This window comes from Streptomyces sp. NPDC042102 (assembly GCF_055582305.1).
On record NZ_JBVJDL010000003.1, the window covers coordinates 1,104,449 to 1,121,947 of the forward strand.

Genomic DNA, 17,499 nt, shown 5'->3' on the forward strand with positions numbered 1-17,499 from the left:
GCACCGCACCTCGCCGCGTTGTCGAGGCACCCGAGGACGTCCAGTAATCGGGAGCCTCTCCGCCTTGCGATGCACGGCACCGGACGACGCGGGCTTAACCGGCAAGATCCGAAAGAGACGACCTAGGCGCCCGTCACGCTCGGCGCGCCCGTCTCTATGTGGCCCGTGTAGCGGCGCGACCAGGTGCCGTCGACGTCCGCCAGGACCGTGAAGTCGTACCAGCCGTTGTGGTGGGCCACCGCGTTGAAGTAGTCCTCGCGCGCGGAGTTCGCCGGGACCGTGTACGTCCACGGGCCGTCCGTGCGGTAGGCGTTGGAGCGGATGGTGAAGGTGACCGGCGCGCCCGAGGTGTTGGTCATCCTGAACCAGATCGCCGTCTTGCCGGTGCCCGGCTCCACCGCGAAGCGTGCCGCCGCCTCGATCGCCCTGCCCGCCTTCGACGCGTCGCCGATGAAGCGGCGCAGGAAGCGGTTCGGCCCGTGCATCGAGATGTCGTACTTGCCGGAGCCGTGGCCGAGGCCGATGTTGAAGTAGTCGGCGGCCGTGCCGCCCGCGTCCACCGTGTACTGCCAGGCCTCTGTGTTGCGGTGCTGGTGCGGGTGGATGGAGAAGTGCGCCGGACGGGTCGCCTGCGTGCCCTGGTTGGTCATCGAGAACCAGGCCAGGATCTTGCCGGCCGCGCCGAACTCGAAGCGGTCCAGGTTGCCGTTGACCTGGTAGGGCAGGGCCCGCGCCGGGCGGGTGCCCGGCTCCTGCGCCGGCAGGGCGTTGTCCTGCGGCACCGGGTTGGGCAGCGGGGCGCAGGTCGACTGCCCGATCACCTTGGCGGTGGACGGCAGGTTCGCCGGGACGCCGTACACCGGGTTCCTGAAGTCGAACACTCCGGTCAGGTCGCCGACCACCCTGCGGCGCCAGGCGCTGATGTTCGGGCAGGTGGCCGGGGTGCCCAGGGCCGCCGTCCAGGTCTCCATGAAGCGCAGCACCGAGGTGTGGTCGAAGACCTCCGAGCTCACCCAGCCGCCGCGGGTCCACGGGGACATCACCAGCATGGGCACGCGGAAGCCGAGGCCGATCGGGGTGCCGTCGAGGTACTCGCCGGGCGTCCCGGGCGGGGCGACGGGCGGCGGGACGTGGTCGAAGAAGCCGTCGTTCTCGTCGTAGTTGAGGAAGAGGACGGTGGAGTCGAAGACCTCCGGATCCGCCGCCAGCGCCCGGTAGACCAGGTCCACGAAGTGCGCGCCGTCGCCCGGCGGGGCGTAGGGGTGCTCGGAGAACGCCTCGCTGGCGACGACCCAGGAGACCTGGGGGAGGGTGCCGGCGACGACGTCCGCGCGGATGGCGGCCGCGATGTCGTCGGGGGTGGAGCCGGTGACCTTGGGCACCGAGCCCATGCCCCGGTCCCACAGCGGGTCGCCGGGCCGGGCGTCGGTGAACCTCTTGAAGTAGGCGAGCCCGTTGTCGCCGTAGTTGTCCTGGGCGTTCTGGTAGACCTTCCAGGTCATCCCGGCCCGCTGGAGGGCCTCCGCGTACGTCTCCCAGGTCAGCCCGGACTCGTCGCCGCCGTCCTTGCTGGAGGCGTCGATCTTCCCGCTCCACAGGAAGGTGCGGTTGGGGCCGGTGGCGCTGAGCGCGGAGCAGAAGTACGCGTCGCAGATCGTGTAGTGGTCGGCGAGCCCGTAGTGGAAGGGGATGTCGCCGCGGTCCAGGTAACCGAGGGTGCGGGTGTTGCCGACGCCCAGGACCCAGTTGTCCATCCGGCCCTTGTTCCACGCCGCGTGCTGCGAGGTCCAGCTGTGCGGCAGGTCGCCGTTGCACTGGGCGAGGGTCTCGCCGTCCACGCCGCCCGCCGGCGGGGTGGCGGAGAGCTTCCAGGGGTACTGGCGGCCGCCCCAGTTGGGCTGGTTGAACATGCCCCAGCCGCCGGGGATGTTGCCCGCGGCGCGGTCGCCGAAGCCGCGGACGCCCTTGAGACGGCCGAAGTAGTGGTCGAAGCTGCGGTTCTCCTGCATCAGGATCACCACGTGCTTCACGTCCGTGATCGTCCCGGTGGCGCTGCGGGCCGCCGCCGACGCGGACGCCGCCGAGGCCCCGGACAGGGTCGCCCCCGCGACCAGCCCCGCCCCGATGCCGACGAATCCCCTGCGGCTGATGGGAGTCATACCCAGTCCCTCGTGTCACGACGTGCCCCGGCGGCACGTCGAGGCAAGGGTGGGGGTCCGGAGCTTAAAGGTCTAGATCCGTGCAGTAATCCCTGGATTAACTTCCGGTTGCCGACGTTCCAGCGTGCTGGGGATTGGTGCGGTTTCGAACCAATGCGCCTTTCGGTGGCCTGAACGAACCCTTCCTCGCCCGGGTGCCGGGCCGCGCGAGGGGCCCCGGGACCGCCGTACGGGGGGTGCGGCGTCTCAGATAGTAGGAAGTCCGAGTAATTGCGGAGACATACAGCGCGGGGTGCCCTAGCTTGGTAGGAGCCGAACGTCTCGCTGATCCAGCGAAGGGCGGTCCGGAGCGCGCCCCTGGCAGGCAACCCCTGCGGCGCCCCGCTCCCCGCCCCTTCCGGCGCCTTGAAGGAACCCCTCATCCGTGGCCCCGCCACGCCGTGATCTCAAGGAGTCGATCACCATGCACACCACCACCGCCTCCGCCTCCCGCCGCCTGCGCCGCTCCTCCGCCGCCGACGCCGACCGCAAGAACGCCGCGGCCGCCCTCCAGCGCGCCCTCGACCGCCGCGACAACGGCGGCTCCACCGGCCACTGACCCAACGGCCCCGCACGGCGTGCGCCCTTGACACGTGGTTCCACATGCTGGACATGACGTGTCAGGGGCTGGGACAGGGAGTACGGTGCCGTCATGGCGCACAGCATCAATCTCGCAGTGATCCCCGGTGACGGCATCGGTCAGGAAGTGGTGGCGCAGGGCCTGAAGGTCCTCTCCGCGGTCCTGCCGCAGGACGTGAAGCTGGAGACCAAGGAATACGACCTCGGCGCCCAGCGCTGGCACCGCACCGGTGAGACCCTCCCGGACGCGGAGCTGGAAGCCCTGCGGCACCACGACGCGATCCTGCTCGGCGCCATCGGCGACCCGTCGGTCCCGTCCGGGGTCCTGGAGCGCGGGCTGCTGCTGAAGCTGCGCTTCGCCTTCGACCACTTCATCAACCTGCGGCCCTCGAAGCTGTTCCCGAACACAGCCACCCCGCTGGCCGGCCGGCCGGACATCGACTTCGTGGTCGTCCGCGAGGGCACCGAGGGCCCGTACACCGGCAACGGCGGCTCGCTGCGCACCGGCACCCCCGCCGAGGTGGCCACCGAGGTCAGCGTCAACACCGCGTACGGTGTCGAGCGCGTCGTGCGCGACGCGTACGAGCGGGCGAACTCCCGCCCCCGCAAGAAGCTGACGCTGGTCCACAAGAACAACGTCCTCGTGTACGCGGGCCACCTGTGGAAGAACATCTTCGACCGGGTCGGCCAGGAGTACCCCGAGGTCACCACCGACTACCTGCACGTCGACGCCGCGACGATCTTCTTCGTCACCCAGCCCGAGCGCTTCGACGTCATCGTCACGGACAACCTCTTCGGTGACATCCTCACCGACCTGGCCGCCGCCGTCACCGGCGGCATCGGGCTCGCCGCCTCCGGGAACATCAACCCCACCGGCGCCTTCCCGTCCATGTTCGAGCCCGTCCACGGCTCGGCCCCGGACATCGCCGGCACCGGCAAGGCCGACCCGACCGCGACGATCCTCTCCGTCGCCCTCCTGCTGCGCCACCTCGGCTTCGAGGCCGAGGCCGTCCGCATCGAGGACGCGGTCAGCGCCGATCTGGCCGAGCGCGACGGCACCTTCCGCTCCACCGACCGGATCGGCGACGCCCTCGCCGCCCGAGTAGCCGGCTGACCCCGGCAGCTCCACCCGCAAGGAAGCCGCCGGGCAGCACCATCACCCGGCGGCTTTCCCTGTGCGGCCCCGGGTGCCACCATCTCCCCTGGGCCGCTACGCCCCGTTTCTCCGAAGCCACCCCGCGGGCGATAATCGAACGCGAGGCCGCGGAATACGGGGAAGCTCGGACGTCCTAGTACGCCGTGAGCGCGGTCCGCCCTACGAAACGGTGAAGGACAAGCACTCATGACGACGCCCACGATCGAGCTCAAGCCCTCCTCGAACCCGCTGTCCGACGCGGAGCGCGAGGCGATCCTGGCCAGCCCCGGATTCGGCCGCCACTTCACCGACCACATGGTCACGGTCAAGTGGACCGAGGGCCGCGGCTGGCACGACGCGGAGCTGGTCCCGTACGCGCCGCTGTCGATCGACCCGGCCAACATGACCCTGCACTACGCGCAGACGATCTTCGAGGGCCTCAAGGCGTACAAGCAGCCCGACGGCACCGTCGCCACCTTCCGCCCGCAGGCCAACGCCGAGCGGTTCCAGGCCTCCGCCCGCCGCATGGCCATGCCGGAGCTGCCCACCGAGCTGTTCATCGCCGCCTGTGACGCGCTCATCCAGCAGGACCGCGCCTGGGTGCCGGACTCCGGCGAGGCCTCGCTGTACCTGCGGCCGTTCATGTTCGCCAGCGAGGTCGGCCTCGGCGTCCGCCCGGCCAACGAGTTCCTCTTCATGGTCATCGCCTCGCCCGCCGGCGCCTACTTCCCCGGTGGCGTCAAGCCGGTGTCCGTCTGGCTCTCCGAGGAGTACGTCCGCGCCGTCAAGGGCGGCACCGGCGCGGCCAAGACCGGCGGCAACTACGCGGCCTCCCTCGTCGCCCAGGCCCAGGCCGCCGCGCACGGCTGCGACCAGGTGGTCTGGCTGGACGCGGTCGAGCACCGCTGGATCGAGGAGATGGGGGGCATGAACCTGTACTTCGTGTACGGCGACCGCATCGTCACCCCCGAGCTCACCGGCTCGCTGCTGCCGGGCATCACGCGTGACTCGCTCCTCACCATCGCCCGCGACCTCGGCTACACCGCCGAGGAGGGGCGTATCTCCACCGAGGACTGGATCCGCGACAACGAGAACGGCACCCTCACCGAGGTGTTCGCCTGCGGCACCGCCGCCGTCATCACCCCGGTCGGCTCGGTCAAGTCCGAGCGCGCCAACTTCACCCAGGGCGACGGCGAGCCCGGCGAGGTCACCATGAAGCTCCGCAAGGCGCTGCTGGACCTCCAGACCGGCCGGGCCGCCGACGCGCACGGCTGGATGCACCCGCTCGGCTGAGCCGGCCGCGCGTCGCGCGTCACGGGCGAAGGGCCCGCCTCCCCTCGGGGGAGGCGGGCCCTTCGCCGTACAGACGTCCGTGGCTCAGACGGCCGCGGATCCGGGGGCGGCCCCCTCGGGGTCCGCGGCCGCGGGCGCGAGAACGGCGGCCGGGGCGGTCCACGCGGTCAGCAGCGAGTAGACCACCGCGCCGGCCAGGCCCGACAGGACGAAGGAGCAGTCCACACCGCCGGTCAGGGCCAGCAGTGGTCCCTCGTAGACCGGGGTGGACACGGCGAGCAGGCCGACCAGGGCGCCCGCCGCCCAGGAGACGGTGGCCGCGACGTTCCAGCCGCCGCGGTACCAGTAGGCGCCGCCGACCGAGCGCCGGTTGAACACCTGGAGGGCGTCGGCGTCGTACCGGCCCTGGCAGCGTACGTACCCGATCAGGGTGATCACCGCCCACGGGGTGCCGATGGCGGTCAGCAGCAGCACGAACGAGGTCATCGCGGCCTGCGCGTTCCACTCGAAGGAGCCGACGAAGACGAAGGCGGTCGCGACGGCCGCGGCCACCAGGGTGGCCGTGGTCCGGGTGGCCCTCGGCACGATCGCGTCCAGGTCCAGGCCCATGGAGTAGAGCATCAGCCCGGCGTTGCCCACCGAGCCGCCGGCGGCGGCCGCCAGCAGCGGCAGCAGGTACCAGTACGGCGCGGCGTCCACCAGGGGGCCGGCGTAGTCGGTGCCGGCGCGGGCGGCCAGCGCGGTGTACGTACCGAAGAGCTGCGGGATCAGCAGTCCGGCGAGCAGCCCCGCGCAGGTGGCCCAGAAGACCTTGCGGGAGCTGTGCCGGCGCGGGGAGATGTAGCGCGTGTAGTCGCCGAGCAGGGTGATGAAGGCGACCGGCCCGCTCAGCCCGGCGGCGACGGCGGCCAGTACCCAGGTCGGCCAGAAGGAGCCCAGCAGGTAGTCGGTGCCGGGCGGCGCGGCGGTGGTGAAGTCGCCGGCGTAGGCGAGGACACCGGCGGCGAGGAGCACGAGCATGGCGACGGAGAGCAGCTTGCTCATCCGCAGCAGCAGCCGGTAGCCGAAGACGGCCCCGACGACCGTGCACGCGGCCAGGACGCCGTACATCGCGGCCCGTGTCACGCCGGTGTCCGGCAGCCCGGTGAGCCGGGAGAGCACGCCCACCATCACGTCGCCGCCGATCCACAGCGTGAGCGCGGTGTACCCGAGGGAGAGGAGCAGGCCGACCACGGAGCCGACGAGGCGGCCGCGGACGCCGAACTGGGCGCCGCTGGAGGTCGACAGGTTGGTCGCCGTACGCAGGGACACCAGTGCGAGCGGCGCGGTGAACGCGATGCCGATCAGGGTGCCGGTGACGATGGCGGTGACCGAGGGCCACAGGCCCAGCCCGAAGGAGGGCGGCAGCCAGCCGAACACGATCACACCGAGGCAGAGGTTCGAGCCCAGCAGGATCGAGACGAGGTCACGGGGACCGCTGGTCCGTTCCTCCTCGGGGACGGTGTCGACTCCGCGCTGTTCGATGGGCATGGGGGGACTCCCGGTGCAGAGGACGGGCGGACGGCGAGGGTGTGGGGCAGGTTCTGAGGCCAGCTTTGAGCGACACTCAATGTGACCTAAGGCCTGGTGCCCGGTCAATGGTTCCTTGCGGAGAAGTGAAGAGTTAGAGTGATGCTCTAAACGTTGGACCTTGGAGGTGTACGTCGTGCGGCTGACCCCTACGGAGCGCGACCGGCTACTGCTCTTCGGAGCGGCGGAACTGGCCCGGGCCCGTCGCGCCCGCGGCCTCAGGCTCAATGTCCCGGAGGCCACCGCGCTGATCGCGGACACGGTCTGCGAGGCGGCCCGCGACGGCCGGCGCCTGGCCGAGGCGATCGAGGCGGCCCGCAGCGTGCTGGGCCCCGACGACGTCCTGCCCGGCGTCGCCGACGTGGTCACCGAGGTGCACGTGGAGGCCGTCTTCGACGACGGCTCCCGGCTCGCCGTGGTCTCCTCCCCGATCCGGGGCGCGACCGGTCTGGGCGACGACGCCCCCGGCGCGGTCGTCCCCGGCCCCGACACCCCGGCCCCCGAGCCCGCACTGCGGCTGACCGTGCGCAACACCGCGACCGTCCCGGTCAGCGTGACCTCGCACTTCCACTTCTTCGAGGCCAACCCGCGCCTGGACTTCGACCGCGCGGCCGCCTACGGCATGCGGCTGTGCGTCCCCGCGGGCTCCTCGGTCCGCTTCGACGCCGGCGGCGAGGCCGAGATCGGCCTGGTCCCCATCGGCGGCGACCGCGTCGCCATCGGCTTCGCCGGTCTGGTCGACGGCCCCCTCGACGCCCCGGGGGCCCGGGAGGAAGCCCTGCGCAAGGCCGCGGCCTGCGGTTACCTGGGCGCGGAAGGAGAGCGTCGATGAGCAAGCAGACCCGACACAGCGACCACTGCGCGCCGGGCAGCCGGCACATCGACCCCCACGAGTACGCCTCCGTCTTCGGCCCCCGGGCCGGGGACCGGGTCCGCCTCGGCGACTCCGGGCTGACCGTACGGGTCGAGCACGACGCCCAGAAGCCCGGCGACGAGTTCCTCGCCGGCTTCGGCAAGACCGCCCGCGACGGCCTGCACCTCAAGGCGGCCGCCGTCCGCGAGACCTGCGACGTCGTGATCAGCAACGTGCTGGTCATCGACGCCGTCCTCGGTGTCGCCAAGGTCTCCATCGGCATCCGCGAGGGCCGCATCCACGCCATCGGCCGGGCCGGCAACCCCGACACCCTGGACGGGGTCGACGTCGTCGTCGGCACGGGTACGTCGATCGTCTCCGGCGAGGGCCTGATCGCCACCGCGGGCGCCGTCGACACCCACGTCCACCTGCTCTCGCCGCGCGTCATGGAGGCCTCGCTCGCCGCGGGCGTCACCACGATCATCGGCCAGGAGTTCGGCCCCGTCTGGGGCGTCGGCGTCAACTCCCCGTGGGCCCTGAAGCACGCCTTCAACGCCTTCGACGCCTGGCCCGTCAACATCGGCTTCCTCGCCCGCGGCTCCTCCTCGGACGCCGCACCCCTGGTCGAGGCCCTCGCCGAGGGCGGCGCCTCCGGCTTCAAGGTCCACGAGGACATGGGCGCCCACACCCGCGCCCTCGACACCGCCCTGCGGGTGGCCGAGGAACACGACGTCCAGGTCGCCCTGCACTCGGACGGCCTCAACGAGTGCCTCTCCGTCGAGGACACCCTGCGGGTGCTGGAGGGCCGTACCATCCACGCCTTCCACATCGAGGGCTGCGGCGGCGGACACGTGCCCAACGTGCTCAAGATGGCGGGCGTGCCGAACGTCATCGGCTCCTCCACCAACCCCACCCTGCCCTTCGGCCGGGACGCGGTCGCCGAGCACTACGGCATGATCGTCTCCGTCCACGACCTCAAGCCGGACCTGCCCGGCGACGCCGCCATGGCCCGCGACCGCATCCGCGCCGGGACGATGGGCGCCGAGGACGTGCTGCACGACCTGGGCGCGATCGGCATCACCTCCTCCGACGCCCAGGGCATGGGCCGCGCCGGCGAGACCGTCCGGCGCACCTTCGCCATGGCCGCCAAGATGAAGGCCGAGCTCGGCCCGATGGAAGGCGACGGCGAGGGCGACGACAACGCCCGCGTCCTGCGCTACATGGCCAAGCTGACCATCAACCCGGCCATCGCCCACGGCCTCGCCCACGAGATCGGTTCCATCGAGGTCGGCAAGCTCGCCGACATCGTGCTGTGGCGCCCCCAGTTCTTCGGCGCCAAGCCGCAGCTGGTGCTGAAGTCCGGCTTCCCGGCGTACGGCGTCACCGGCGACCCCAACGCCGCCACCGACACCTGCGAGCCGCTCGTCCTCGGCCCGCAGTTCGGCGCGTACGGGGCGACGGCCGCCGACATCTCCGTCGCCTTCGTCTCCGCCGCGGCCGCGGCCCTCGACTCCGACCGGATGCCGACCCGGCGCCGCCGGGTCGCCGTCCGCGGCACCCGCGGCATCGGCCCCGCGGACCTCCTGCTCAACTCCCGGGTGGGCGCGGTCGATGTGGACGCGCGCAGCGGACTGGTCACCCTTGACGGTGACCCGCTGCGCTCCGAGGCCGCCGAGTCGGTCACCCTCAACCGCCTGTACTTCCTCTGAGCCGCCGGCCCCGCCCGCACACCGGCTCAGCCCTCCTCCAAGGATTCCCGCCATGACCCAGCCGACCACCCCCGCCGCCGACGGATTCGCCATGCCCCCCGAGTGGGCCCCGCACGAGCGCACCTGGATGGCCTGGCCCAGCCCCAACCCGACCTTCACCAACGACCAGGAGCTCGACGAGGCCCGCCGCGCCTGGGGCGCCGTCGCCCGCGCGGTGAGCGCCTACGAGCCCGTCACCCTGGTCGTCTCGCCCGGCGACGCCGACAGCGCCCGCGCCGTGGTCGGCGACGGCGACCGGCACCCGGTCACCCTCGTCGAGCGCGAGCTCGACGACGCCTGGATGCGCGACATCGGGCCCACCTTCGTCACCGACGGCGCAGGCCGCCTCGCCGCCGTGGACTGGACGTTCAACGGCTGGGGCGCCCAGGAGTGGGCCCGCTGGGAGCACGACTCCAAGATCGCCCGGCACGTCTCCGACCTGGCCGGCACCCGGACGTACAGCACCCCGCTGGTCAACGAGGGCGGCGCCATCCACGTGGACGGCGAGGGCACCGTCCTGCTCACGGACACCGTGCAGCTGGGCAAGGGCCGCAACCCCGGCTGGACCCGCGAGCAGGTCGAGGCCGAGATCCACGCCCACCTCGGCACCACCAAGGCCATCTGGCTGCCGTACGGCCTCGCCGGCGACTACGGCACCTACGGCACCCAGGGGCACGTGGACATCGTCGCCGCCTTCGCCCGCCCCGGCGTGGTGATGGTGCACACCCAGCCCGACCCGGCCCACCCCGACCACGAGCGCTGCAAGACCATCGCGGCCATCCTGCGCGCGTCCACCGACGCGCGGGGCCGGCGGCTCGAGGTCGTGGAGATCCCGGCGCCCACCGTGCTGGAGGAGGACGGCGACTGGGTCGACTACTCCTACATCAACCACTTCCTGTGCAACGACGGCGTGGTGCTGTGCTCCTTCGACGACCCGCGCGACGAGGAGGCCGCCGAGATCTTCCGCGGTCTCTTCCCCGACCGCACCGTCACCCTGGTCGACGCACGTACGATTTTCGCCGGGGGTGGCGGTATCCACTGCATCACCCAGCAGCAGCCGAAGGTCTGAGAAGCACCGGAGGCGGAACGGCGAGGAGTGGCCCATGGTGGCGGGTGGAGTACGCGCGCGGAAGAACGCGCCGCCTCGCGAGGACGTCCTCGTCGCCGCCATGGCCACGATCGCCGAGCGCGGCCTGGAAGGCCTGACCATGGCGGGGCTCGGCCGCCAGGTCGGCATGAGCAGCGGCCACCTCCTCTACTACTTCCGCAGCAAGGACGAGCTCCTGCTGCAGACCCTGGAGTGGAGCGAGGCCGCGCTCGGCGACGAGCGCCGCGCCCTGCTCGCCCGGCGCGGCCCGGTGCGCGAGCGCCTGGAGGCGTACGTCGACCTGTACATCCCCGAGGGCGCCCGCGACCCGCACTGGACCCTGTGGCTGGAGGTCTGGAACCGCTCGCAGAACGCCGGCCCCGAGGAGCGCGACCGCCAGGCCGCCATCGAGGGAGCCTGGCACCGCGACCTGGTCGCGCTGCTCGCCGAGGGCGTCTCGCGCGGCGAGTTCCGGCCGGTGGACGCCGACCGCTTCGCCGCGCGCACCCGGGCGCTGCTCGACGGGTTCAGCATCCAGCTGGCGGTCGGGCTGCCCACGGTCTCCCGCCAGGACATCCTCGACCACGTGCACGCGTACCTCACCGACGCGCTCGCACCCCGGGCCTCCGGCGGGACCGCGGACGCCTGACCGAATGGTGAGACCGGTGTCCGCGCGCGCCGGGCGCTGTGCCACACTGCGGATGTGCTTGCTCCGTCCATGATTATCGGCAGCAGCGCGCCGGTCCGCAGTGGCCGCTGAACCGTGGAAGAACTTCGCGGCGGCGGCCATCGTGCCCCAGACCCGCGCGCAGACCTCTCGCACCCGCGAGAGGTCTTTTCGTTTCCCGGCTCCATTCCGGCCGGGGCAACGGGTGCGCGCGATGATGGGGGCAGTGGCGGCGGCCTCCCCTGGGGCGGGCATCCGGAGCCACTCATCCGACAGGAGTCAGATCAGCATGACGACGACAGAGGCGACCACGCCGACCCGGGGCCCGGGCGACAGCTTCCACGTCTTCGACACCACCCTGCGCGACGGCGCCCAGCGTGAGGGCATCAACCTCACGGTCGCCGACAAGCTGACGATCGCCCGGCACCTGGACGAGTTCGGCGTGGGCTTCATCGAGGGCGGCTGGCCCGGCGCCAACCCCCGCGACACCGAGTTCTTCGCCCGTGCCCGCGAGCTCGACCTCAAGCACGCCCAGCTCGTCGCCTTCGGCGCGACCCGCCGCGCCGGCGGCTCGGCGGCCGAGGACCCGCAGGTCAGAGCCCTGCTGGAGTCCGGCGCGCCGGTCATCACGCTGGTCGCCAAGTCCCACGACCGGCACGTCGAGCTCGCGCTGCGCACCACCCTCGACGAGAACCTCGCCATGGTCCGCGACACCGTCTCCTACCTGCGCGAGCAGGGCCGGCGCGTGTTCGTCGACTGCGAGCACTTCTTCGACGGCTACCGGGCCGACGCCGAGTACGCCAAGTCGGTCGTCCGGACCGCGCACGAGGCCGGCGCGGACGTGGTCATCCTCTGCGACACCAACGGCGGCATGCTCCCGGCGCAGATCACGGCCGTGGTCGCCACCGTGCTCGCCGACACCGGAGCCCGGCTGGGCATCCACGCCCAGGACGACACCGGCTGCGCGGTCGCCAACACCCTCGCCGCCGTCGACGCGGGGGCCACGCACGTGCAGTGCACCGCCAACGGCTACGGCGAGCGGGTCGGCAACGCCAACCTGTTCCCGGTGGTCGCCGCGCTGGAGATCAAGTACGGCCGTCAGGTCCTGCCCGAGGGCGCGCTGGCCGAGATGACCCGCATCTCGCACGCCATCGCCGAGGTCGTCAACCTCACCCCGTCCACGCACCAGCCCTACGTGGGTGTCTCGGCCTTCGCGCACAAGGCCGGCCTGCACGCCTCCGCGATCAAGGTCGACCCCGACCTCTACCAGCACATCGACCCCGAGCGGGTCGGCAACACCATGCGGATGCTGGTCTCCGACATGGCCGGCCGCGCCTCGATCGAGCTCAAGGGCAAGGAGCTCGGCGTCGACCTCGGCGGGGACCGCGCGCTGGTCTCCCGCGTGGTCGAGCGGGTCAAGGAGCGCGAGCTCGCCGGCTACACCTACGAGGCCGCCGACGCCTCCTTCGAGCTGCTGCTGCGCACCGAGGTCGAGGGCCGCGCCCGCAAGTACTTCCGTACGGAGTCCTGGCGCGCGATCGTCGAGGACCGCCCGGACGGTACGCACGCCAACGAGGCCACGGTGAAGCTGTGGGCCAAGGGCGAGCGGATCGTCGCGACGGCCGAGGGCAACGGCCCCGTCAACGCGCTGGACCGCGCGCTGCGGGTCGCCCTGGAGCGCTTCTACCCGCAGCTGGCCAAGTTCGAGCTGGTGGACTACAAGGTCCGCATCCTGGAGGGCAAGCACGGCACGGAGTCCACGACCCGTGTCCTGATCGCCACGACGGACGGCGTGCGCGAGTGGAACACCGTGGGCGTGGCCCCGAACGTGATCGCGGCCTCCTGGCAGGCCCTGGAGGACGCCATCACCTACGGCCTCCTGCACGCGGGTGTCGAACCGGCCGAGTAGGGGTCCCGCGCGCCGACGTCGTCGCAGCTCACCGGCACCGGGTGCCCTTATGTCCTATTAACACAGGGAAGGCCCGGTTCCGGTAGCGTCGTAGACATGAGGACCAGGCTGATATCCGTGCTCTCCGGTCTGCTGCTGGCCCTGTCGGCGGGGGCCCTCGCGGCGGCCCCGCAGGCGGCCGCGGCCACCGGCCCAGCCGCCGTGGCGGAGGCCTTCAAGGAGGGCCCGGTCTACGTCGATCCACGCGCCGAGGCGCAGTTGCCCCCGGCACAGGCGGACGCGCTCGCGCGGAAGATCAAGGACGCGGGCAAGCCGGTGTTCGTCGCCGTGCTGCCCACCGCCGCCGAGTTCCCGGCCGACAGCGTGCTGCGCACCGTCCGGACGCAGACCGGGATCACCGGGCTGTACGCGATCCGGCTGGGCGACGGGTTCGACGCGGGCGCCGATCGTTCGGTCATGCCCGGCAACGCCGTCCGCAACCTCACCGACGCGGTGAAGGCCGGCGGTCCCGTGGACGCCGTCACCGAGCTGAACAACTTCGTCGACCAGGCCCTGCCACAGGTCAAGGGCAAGGCGCCGGCTTCCTGGGGCAGCACGGGCGCCGGTGACGGCGCAGGCGTGTCCATCAGTGCGCTGGTCGGCCTCGGGGCGGTGGCCCTGATCGGTGGCGGCGGCGCGTACACCCTGGTCCGCACCAAGCGCCGCAGGAAGGAAGCCGCCGAGCGCGAGGCCGTCGAGAAGCTGCGCGTCGTGGTCGACGAGGACATCACGGCCTTCGGCGAGGAACTCGAACGGCTGGACTTCCACCCCTCGGAGCCCGGCGCGGACGACGCCATGCGCGGGGACTACGAGCGGGCCCTGGACTCCTACGACAAGGCCAAGCAGATCATGGGCGGCGTCCAGCACCCCCAAGAGGTCATCGGTGTCACGCAGGCCCTGGAGGACGGCCGCCACGCGCTGGCCGTGCTCGCCGCCCGCCGGGAGGGCCGGGCGCTGCCCGAGCGCCGGCTGCCCTGCTTCTTCGACCCGCGGCACGGGCCCAGCACCGAGGACGCCGCGTGGGCGCCGGCCGGCGGGGCCGCCCGTACGGTGCCGGTCTGCGCGGCGGACGCGGTCCGGCTGCGCGAGGGCGACGAACCGATGGTCCGCACGGTCGAGACGGCTCAGGGGCGGCGGCCCTACTACGACGCGGGCCCCGCGTACGGGCCGTGGGCCGGCGGCTACTTCGGCGGCGGCATCCTGCCCGGCCTGCTGGTCGGCACCCTGCTCGGCTCGATGATGTCCAGCCCGGCGTACGCCTCCGACTGGAGCGGCGGGTACGGCGACGGCGGCGGTTTCGAGGGCGGGGAGTACTCCGGCGCCGACTTCGACGGCTCGGACTTCGGCGGCGGCGACTTCTTCGGCGGGGGCGGCGGCTTCGACGGAGGGGGCGGGTTCTAGCCGCCCCCGGCCGGGGCGGGTTCCGGCCGCCCCGGTCGCCGGTGCTTCGTCGTGCCGGGTCAGGCCTGCTTGACCGCCGAGATGTCGAAGGTCAGCTTCACCTTGTCGCTGACCATCACACCGCCCGCCTCCAGCGCGGCGTTCCACGTCAGGCCCCAGTCGGAGCGCAGGATCTCGGCCGTGCCCTCGAAGCCGACGCGCTCGCTGCCGTAGACGTCGGTGGCCGCGCCGTTGAACTCCAGGTCGATGGAGAGCGGGCGCGTGACGTCCTTGATGGTCAGCTCACCGGCGATGCGGTACAGGTCGCCGCCGAGCTGCTGCGCCCCGGTGGAACGGAAGCGCATCAGCGGGAAGGTCTCGGCGTCGAAGAAGTCCGCGCTGCGCAGGTGGGTGTCACGGTCCGCGATGCCGGTGTCCACGGAGGCGATCGTGACGTCGATCGAGGCCGTGGAGCGGGACGGGTCCGCGCCGTCGAGGTGCAGGCTGCCCTCGTGGCCGGTGAAGCTGCCCCGCACGTTGGTCACCATGGCGTGGCGCACGGTGAAGCCGATGCTGCTGTGGGCGGGGTCGATGACGTAGTCGCCGGTGAGGGCGGCGAGGGCCGGGTCGACCTCCAGGGTGGCGACGGCGGCGGTGTCCTGCGGGGTGCGGCGGGTGAACAGACCCATGACGTGCTCCTCGGTGTGGGGGTGATCCGTTGTTGTTGAACTTTCAACGAGAACGACGTTAGGCCCATTCCGTTCAAATTTCAACCTTCCGGAGGCGCGACACGCCGTTTTGTGCGGTGCCCACAACCGCCGCTGGTCCGTACTGGTGATGTCCATGCATCCCATCGGGCTACTGTCCGGGCCGTACAGCGGATAGCTCCCGAGACTGTGCGGAATCAACGGAAGGTTTTTCTTGGTCGGCTTCGTAAGGTCAGTACATGACCGTTGTGGACCAGACTCCGAGCGAGCCGACGGACGCCCGCGGGCGCGTGGCCGAGCTGTACGACCTGCGCGAGCAGGCGCGGCGCGGCCCCAGTGACCGGGCGACCGAGGCGCAGCACGCCAAGGGCAAGCTGACCGCCCGTGAGCGCATCGCCCTGCTGCTGGACGAGGGCTCCTTCCGGGAGGTCGAGCAGCTGCGCCGGCACCGCGCCTCCGGCTTCGGTCTGGAGGCGAAGAAGCCGTACACCGACGGTGTGATCACCGGCTGGGGCACGGTCGAGGGCCGCACGGTCTTCGTGTACGCGCACGACTTCCGGATCTTCGGCGGTGCGCTGGGCGAGGCCCACGCGACGAAGATCCACAAGATCATGGACATGGCCATCGCGGCCGGTGCCCCGCTGGTCTCCCTCAACGACGGGGCGGGCGCGCGGATCCAGGAGGGCGTCAGCGCGCTCGCCGGGTACGGCGGCATCTTCCAGCGCAACACCCGCGCCTCGGGGGTCATCCCGCAGATCTCGGTGATGCTCGGCCCGTGCGCGGGCGGCGCGGCGTACTCCCCGGCCCTGACGGACTTCGTGTTCATGGTCCGGGACACCTCGCAGATGTTCATCACCGGCCCGGACGTGGTCCGCGCGGTGACGGGCGAGGAGATCACGCAGAACGGGCTCGGCGGCGCGGACGTGCACGCCGAGACCTCCGGCGTCGCGCACTTCGCGTACGACGACGAGGAGACCTGCATCGCCGAGGTCCGGTACCTCATCACGATGCTCCCGTCGAACAACCGCGAGAACCCGCCGCTGCACCCGACCGACGACTCCGCCGACCGGCGCTCCGACGTCCTGCTGGACCTCGTTCCCGCCGACGGCAACCGCCCGTACGACATGCTCAAGGTCATCGAGGAGGTCGTCGACGACGGCGACGTCCTGGAGATCCACGAGCGCTGGGCCCGCAACATCATCTGTGCCCTGGCCCGGATGGACGGCCAGGTCGTGGGCATCGTCGCCAACCAGCCCGGCCACCTGGCCGGCGTCCTGGACATCGAGGCGTCCGAGAAGGCCGCCCGGTTCGTCCAGATGTGCGATGCTTTCAACATTCCCATCATCACGCTGCTGGACGTCCCCGGCTTCCTGCCGGGCGTCAGCCAGGAGCACGGCGGCATCATCCGCCACGGAGCCAAGCTCCTCTACGCCTACTGCAACGCCACGGTCCCGCGGATCTCGCTGATCCTGCGCAAGGCCTACGGCGGCGCGTACATCGTCATGGACTCCCAGTCCATCGGCGCCGACATCACGTACGCGTGGCCGACCAACGAGATCGCGGTCATGGGCGCCGAGGGCGCGGCCAACGTCATCTTCCGCAAGCAGATCTCCGACGCCGAGGACCCCGAGGCCATGCGCGCCCGCATGGTCAAGGAGTACAAGGCCGAGCTGATGCACCCGTACTACGCGGCCGAGCGCGGCCTCGTCGACGACGTCATCGACCCGGCGGACACCCGAGGGACGCTCATCAGCGCCCTCGCGATGCTCCGCAACAAGCACGCCGACCTGCCGTCCCGCAAGCACGGCAACCCGCCGCAGTAAGGGAGAGAAGCCACCGATGAGCACCGACATGCTGCTGCGCGTCGAGAAGGGCAACGCCGAGCCCGAGGAGCTGGCCGCGATCACCGCGATCCTGCTGGCCCGCGCCGCCTCCACCTCGGAGGTCCCGGCCGCCCGCCGGTCCCGTTCCACGGCCGGCTGGCGCCGCCTGGAGCGCACGCCCGGCTTCCGCGCGCCGCACAGCTGGCAGGGCTGAGTCCCGCCACGGCTCTCGACGTGAGGCCCCGCACCCGACCCGGGTGCGGGGCCTCACGCATGTCCGGACCCCGAGTCCCGGCGGTCCGGGAGCGGCCCCGCGGCGGTACGGGACAGGCCCCCGGGGCGGTACGGGACAGGCCCCCGCACGCTGCGCGCGTACGGGGGCCTGTCCGAGAGAGCGTCGTCGCCTACCGCAGGCGCGCCATGAGGGCGTGTTCGACGAGCGTGATGAGGGCGCTCTTGGCGTCGGCGCGGTGGCGGGCGTCGGTGGTGATGATGGGTGCGTCGGGGCCGAT

Annotated in this window: 14 protein-coding genes and 1 pseudogene; 11 read left to right on the top strand and 4 right to left on the bottom strand. The window is 71.8% G+C overall.

Annotation, left to right across the window (positions count from 1 at the left end):
- Positions 1 to 122: 122 nt before the first annotated feature.
- Positions 123 to 2,159, bottom strand: a complete 2,037-nt coding sequence (locus ACZ6KO_RS18300) for a phosphocholine-specific phospholipase C (RefSeq protein WP_469304946.1) — start codon at positions 2,157 to 2,159, stop codon at positions 123 to 125.
- A gap of 463 nt (positions 2,160 to 2,622) precedes the next feature.
- Between ACZ6KO_RS18300 and ACZ6KO_RS18305 the strand changes: the two genes are divergently transcribed.
- The 3 genes from ACZ6KO_RS18305 to ACZ6KO_RS18315 all read left to right on the top strand — a co-directional run bounded on the left by ACZ6KO_RS18305 (position 2,623) and on the right by ACZ6KO_RS18315 (position 5,205).
- Entirely contained in the window at positions 2,623 to 2,757 is a 135-nt protein-coding gene (locus ACZ6KO_RS18305; protein ID WP_469304947.1) for a hypothetical protein, read from the top strand.
- A 93-nt stretch (positions 2,758 to 2,850) separates the two neighbouring features.
- Positions 2,851 to 3,891, top strand: coding sequence for a 3-isopropylmalate dehydrogenase (locus ACZ6KO_RS18310; RefSeq protein WP_469304948.1), 1,041 nt, complete (start codon positions 2,851 to 2,853; stop codon positions 3,889 to 3,891).
- A 228-nt stretch (positions 3,892 to 4,119) separates the two neighbouring features.
- Positions 4,120 to 5,205 (top strand): branched-chain amino acid aminotransferase, encoded by a 1,086-nt coding sequence (locus tag ACZ6KO_RS18315; RefSeq protein ID WP_469304949.1) that lies wholly within the window; start codon positions 4,120 to 4,122, stop codon positions 5,203 to 5,205.
- 84 nt (positions 5,206 to 5,289) lie between these two features.
- Here the strand turns inward: ACZ6KO_RS18315 and ACZ6KO_RS18320 are convergent, their stop codons facing one another.
- Complete coding sequence (locus tag ACZ6KO_RS18320) at positions 5,290 to 6,735, bottom strand: cytosine permease (RefSeq protein ID WP_469304950.1); 1,446 nt, start codon at positions 6,733 to 6,735, stop codon at positions 5,290 to 5,292.
- A 175-nt stretch (positions 6,736 to 6,910) separates the two neighbouring features.
- On the opposite strand from ACZ6KO_RS18320, the gene ureA reads away from it, so the two are divergent.
- From ureA to ACZ6KO_RS18350, 6 genes are all read left to right on the top strand, one after another.
- The gene (gene ureA, locus ACZ6KO_RS18325) at positions 6,911 to 7,606 is read left to right on the top strand and encodes an urease subunit gamma (protein WP_469304951.1); all 696 of its coding nucleotides are present in this window, start codon (positions 6,911 to 6,913) and stop codon (positions 7,604 to 7,606) included.
- Complete coding sequence (locus ACZ6KO_RS18330) at positions 7,603 to 9,336, top strand: urease subunit alpha (RefSeq protein WP_469304952.1); 1,734 nt, start codon at positions 7,603 to 7,605, stop codon at positions 9,334 to 9,336. Before ureA ends, ACZ6KO_RS18330 begins: the two co-directional genes overlap by 4 nt.
- 52 nt (positions 9,337 to 9,388) lie before the next feature.
- Positions 9,389 to 10,444 (top strand): agmatine deiminase family protein, encoded by a 1,056-nt coding sequence (locus tag ACZ6KO_RS18335; RefSeq protein WP_469304953.1) that lies wholly within the window; start codon positions 9,389 to 9,391, stop codon positions 10,442 to 10,444.
- A 34-nt stretch (positions 10,445 to 10,478) separates the two neighbouring features.
- Complete coding sequence (locus ACZ6KO_RS18340) at positions 10,479 to 11,111, top strand: TetR/AcrR family transcriptional regulator (RefSeq protein ID WP_469304954.1); 633 nt, start codon at positions 10,479 to 10,481, stop codon at positions 11,109 to 11,111.
- Between the two features lie 307 nt (positions 11,112 to 11,418).
- The gene (gene cimA, locus ACZ6KO_RS18345; protein WP_469304955.1) at positions 11,419 to 13,038 is read left to right on the top strand and encodes a citramalate synthase; all 1,620 of its coding nucleotides are present in this window, start codon (positions 11,419 to 11,421) and stop codon (positions 13,036 to 13,038) included.
- Positions 13,039 to 13,134: 96 nt separating this feature from the next.
- Complete coding sequence (locus tag ACZ6KO_RS18350) at positions 13,135 to 14,478, top strand: hypothetical protein (protein ID WP_469304956.1); 1,344 nt, start codon at positions 13,135 to 13,137, stop codon at positions 14,476 to 14,478.
- 59 nt (positions 14,479 to 14,537) lie between these two features.
- On the opposite strand, the gene ACZ6KO_RS18355 is transcribed toward ACZ6KO_RS18350, so the two are convergent.
- Positions 14,538 to 15,146, bottom strand: a complete 609-nt coding sequence (locus ACZ6KO_RS18355) for a YceI family protein (RefSeq protein WP_469304957.1) — start codon at positions 15,144 to 15,146, stop codon at positions 14,538 to 14,540.
- 257 nt (positions 15,147 to 15,403) lie between these two features.
- Here ACZ6KO_RS18355 and ACZ6KO_RS18360 point away from each other — a divergent pair, with 257 nt between their 5' ends.
- Together ACZ6KO_RS18360 and ACZ6KO_RS18365 are read left to right on the top strand one after the other, a co-directional pair.
- Positions 15,404 to 16,987 (top strand): acyl-CoA carboxylase subunit beta, encoded by a 1,584-nt coding sequence (locus ACZ6KO_RS18360; RefSeq protein WP_469304958.1) that lies wholly within the window; start codon positions 15,404 to 15,406, stop codon positions 16,985 to 16,987.
- Positions 16,988 to 17,003: 16 nt separating this feature from the next.
- The gene (locus ACZ6KO_RS18365) at positions 17,004 to 17,201 is read left to right on the top strand and encodes an acyl-CoA carboxylase subunit epsilon (protein WP_469304959.1); all 198 of its coding nucleotides are present in this window, start codon (positions 17,004 to 17,006) and stop codon (positions 17,199 to 17,201) included.
- 190 nt (positions 17,202 to 17,391) lie between these two features.
- Here the strand turns inward: ACZ6KO_RS18365 and ACZ6KO_RS18370 are convergent.
- Positions 17,392 to 17,499, bottom strand: a pseudogene (locus tag ACZ6KO_RS18370) (ATP-binding protein); the annotation flags it as partial.

Bases quoted from the DNA above. Each gene is read 5' to 3' on its own strand.
- ACZ6KO_RS18300 (WP_469304946.1), bottom strand. From the start codon at position 2,159: ATGACTCCCATCAGCCGCAGGGGATTCGTCGGCATCGGGGCGGGGCTG.
- ACZ6KO_RS18305 (WP_469304947.1), top strand. From the start codon at position 2,623: ATGCACACCACCACCGCCTCCGCCTCCCGCCGCCTGCGCCGCTCCTCC.
- ACZ6KO_RS18310 (WP_469304948.1), top strand. From the start codon at position 2,851: ATGGCGCACAGCATCAATCTCGCAGTGATCCCCGGTGACGGCATCGGT.
- ACZ6KO_RS18315 (WP_469304949.1), top strand. From the start codon at position 4,120: ATGACGACGCCCACGATCGAGCTCAAGCCCTCCTCGAACCCGCTGTCC.
- ACZ6KO_RS18320 (WP_469304950.1), bottom strand. From the start codon at position 6,735: ATGCCCATCGAACAGCGCGGAGTCGACACCGTCCCCGAGGAGGAACGG.
- ACZ6KO_RS18330 (WP_469304952.1), top strand. From the start codon at position 7,603: ATGAGCAAGCAGACCCGACACAGCGACCACTGCGCGCCGGGCAGCCGG.
- ACZ6KO_RS18335 (WP_469304953.1), top strand. From the start codon at position 9,389: ATGACCCAGCCGACCACCCCCGCCGCCGACGGATTCGCCATGCCCCCC.
- ACZ6KO_RS18340 (WP_469304954.1), top strand. From the start codon at position 10,479: ATGGTGGCGGGTGGAGTACGCGCGCGGAAGAACGCGCCGCCTCGCGAG.
- cimA (WP_469304955.1), top strand. From the start codon at position 11,419: ATGACGACGACAGAGGCGACCACGCCGACCCGGGGCCCGGGCGACAGC.
- ACZ6KO_RS18350 (WP_469304956.1), top strand. From the start codon at position 13,135: ATGAGGACCAGGCTGATATCCGTGCTCTCCGGTCTGCTGCTGGCCCTG.
- ACZ6KO_RS18355 (WP_469304957.1), bottom strand. From the start codon at position 15,146: ATGGGTCTGTTCACCCGCCGCACCCCGCAGGACACCGCCGCCGTCGCC.
- ACZ6KO_RS18360 (WP_469304958.1), top strand. From the start codon at position 15,404: ATGACCGTTGTGGACCAGACTCCGAGCGAGCCGACGGACGCCCGCGGG.
- ACZ6KO_RS18365 (WP_469304959.1), top strand. From the start codon at position 17,004: ATGAGCACCGACATGCTGCTGCGCGTCGAGAAGGGCAACGCCGAGCCC.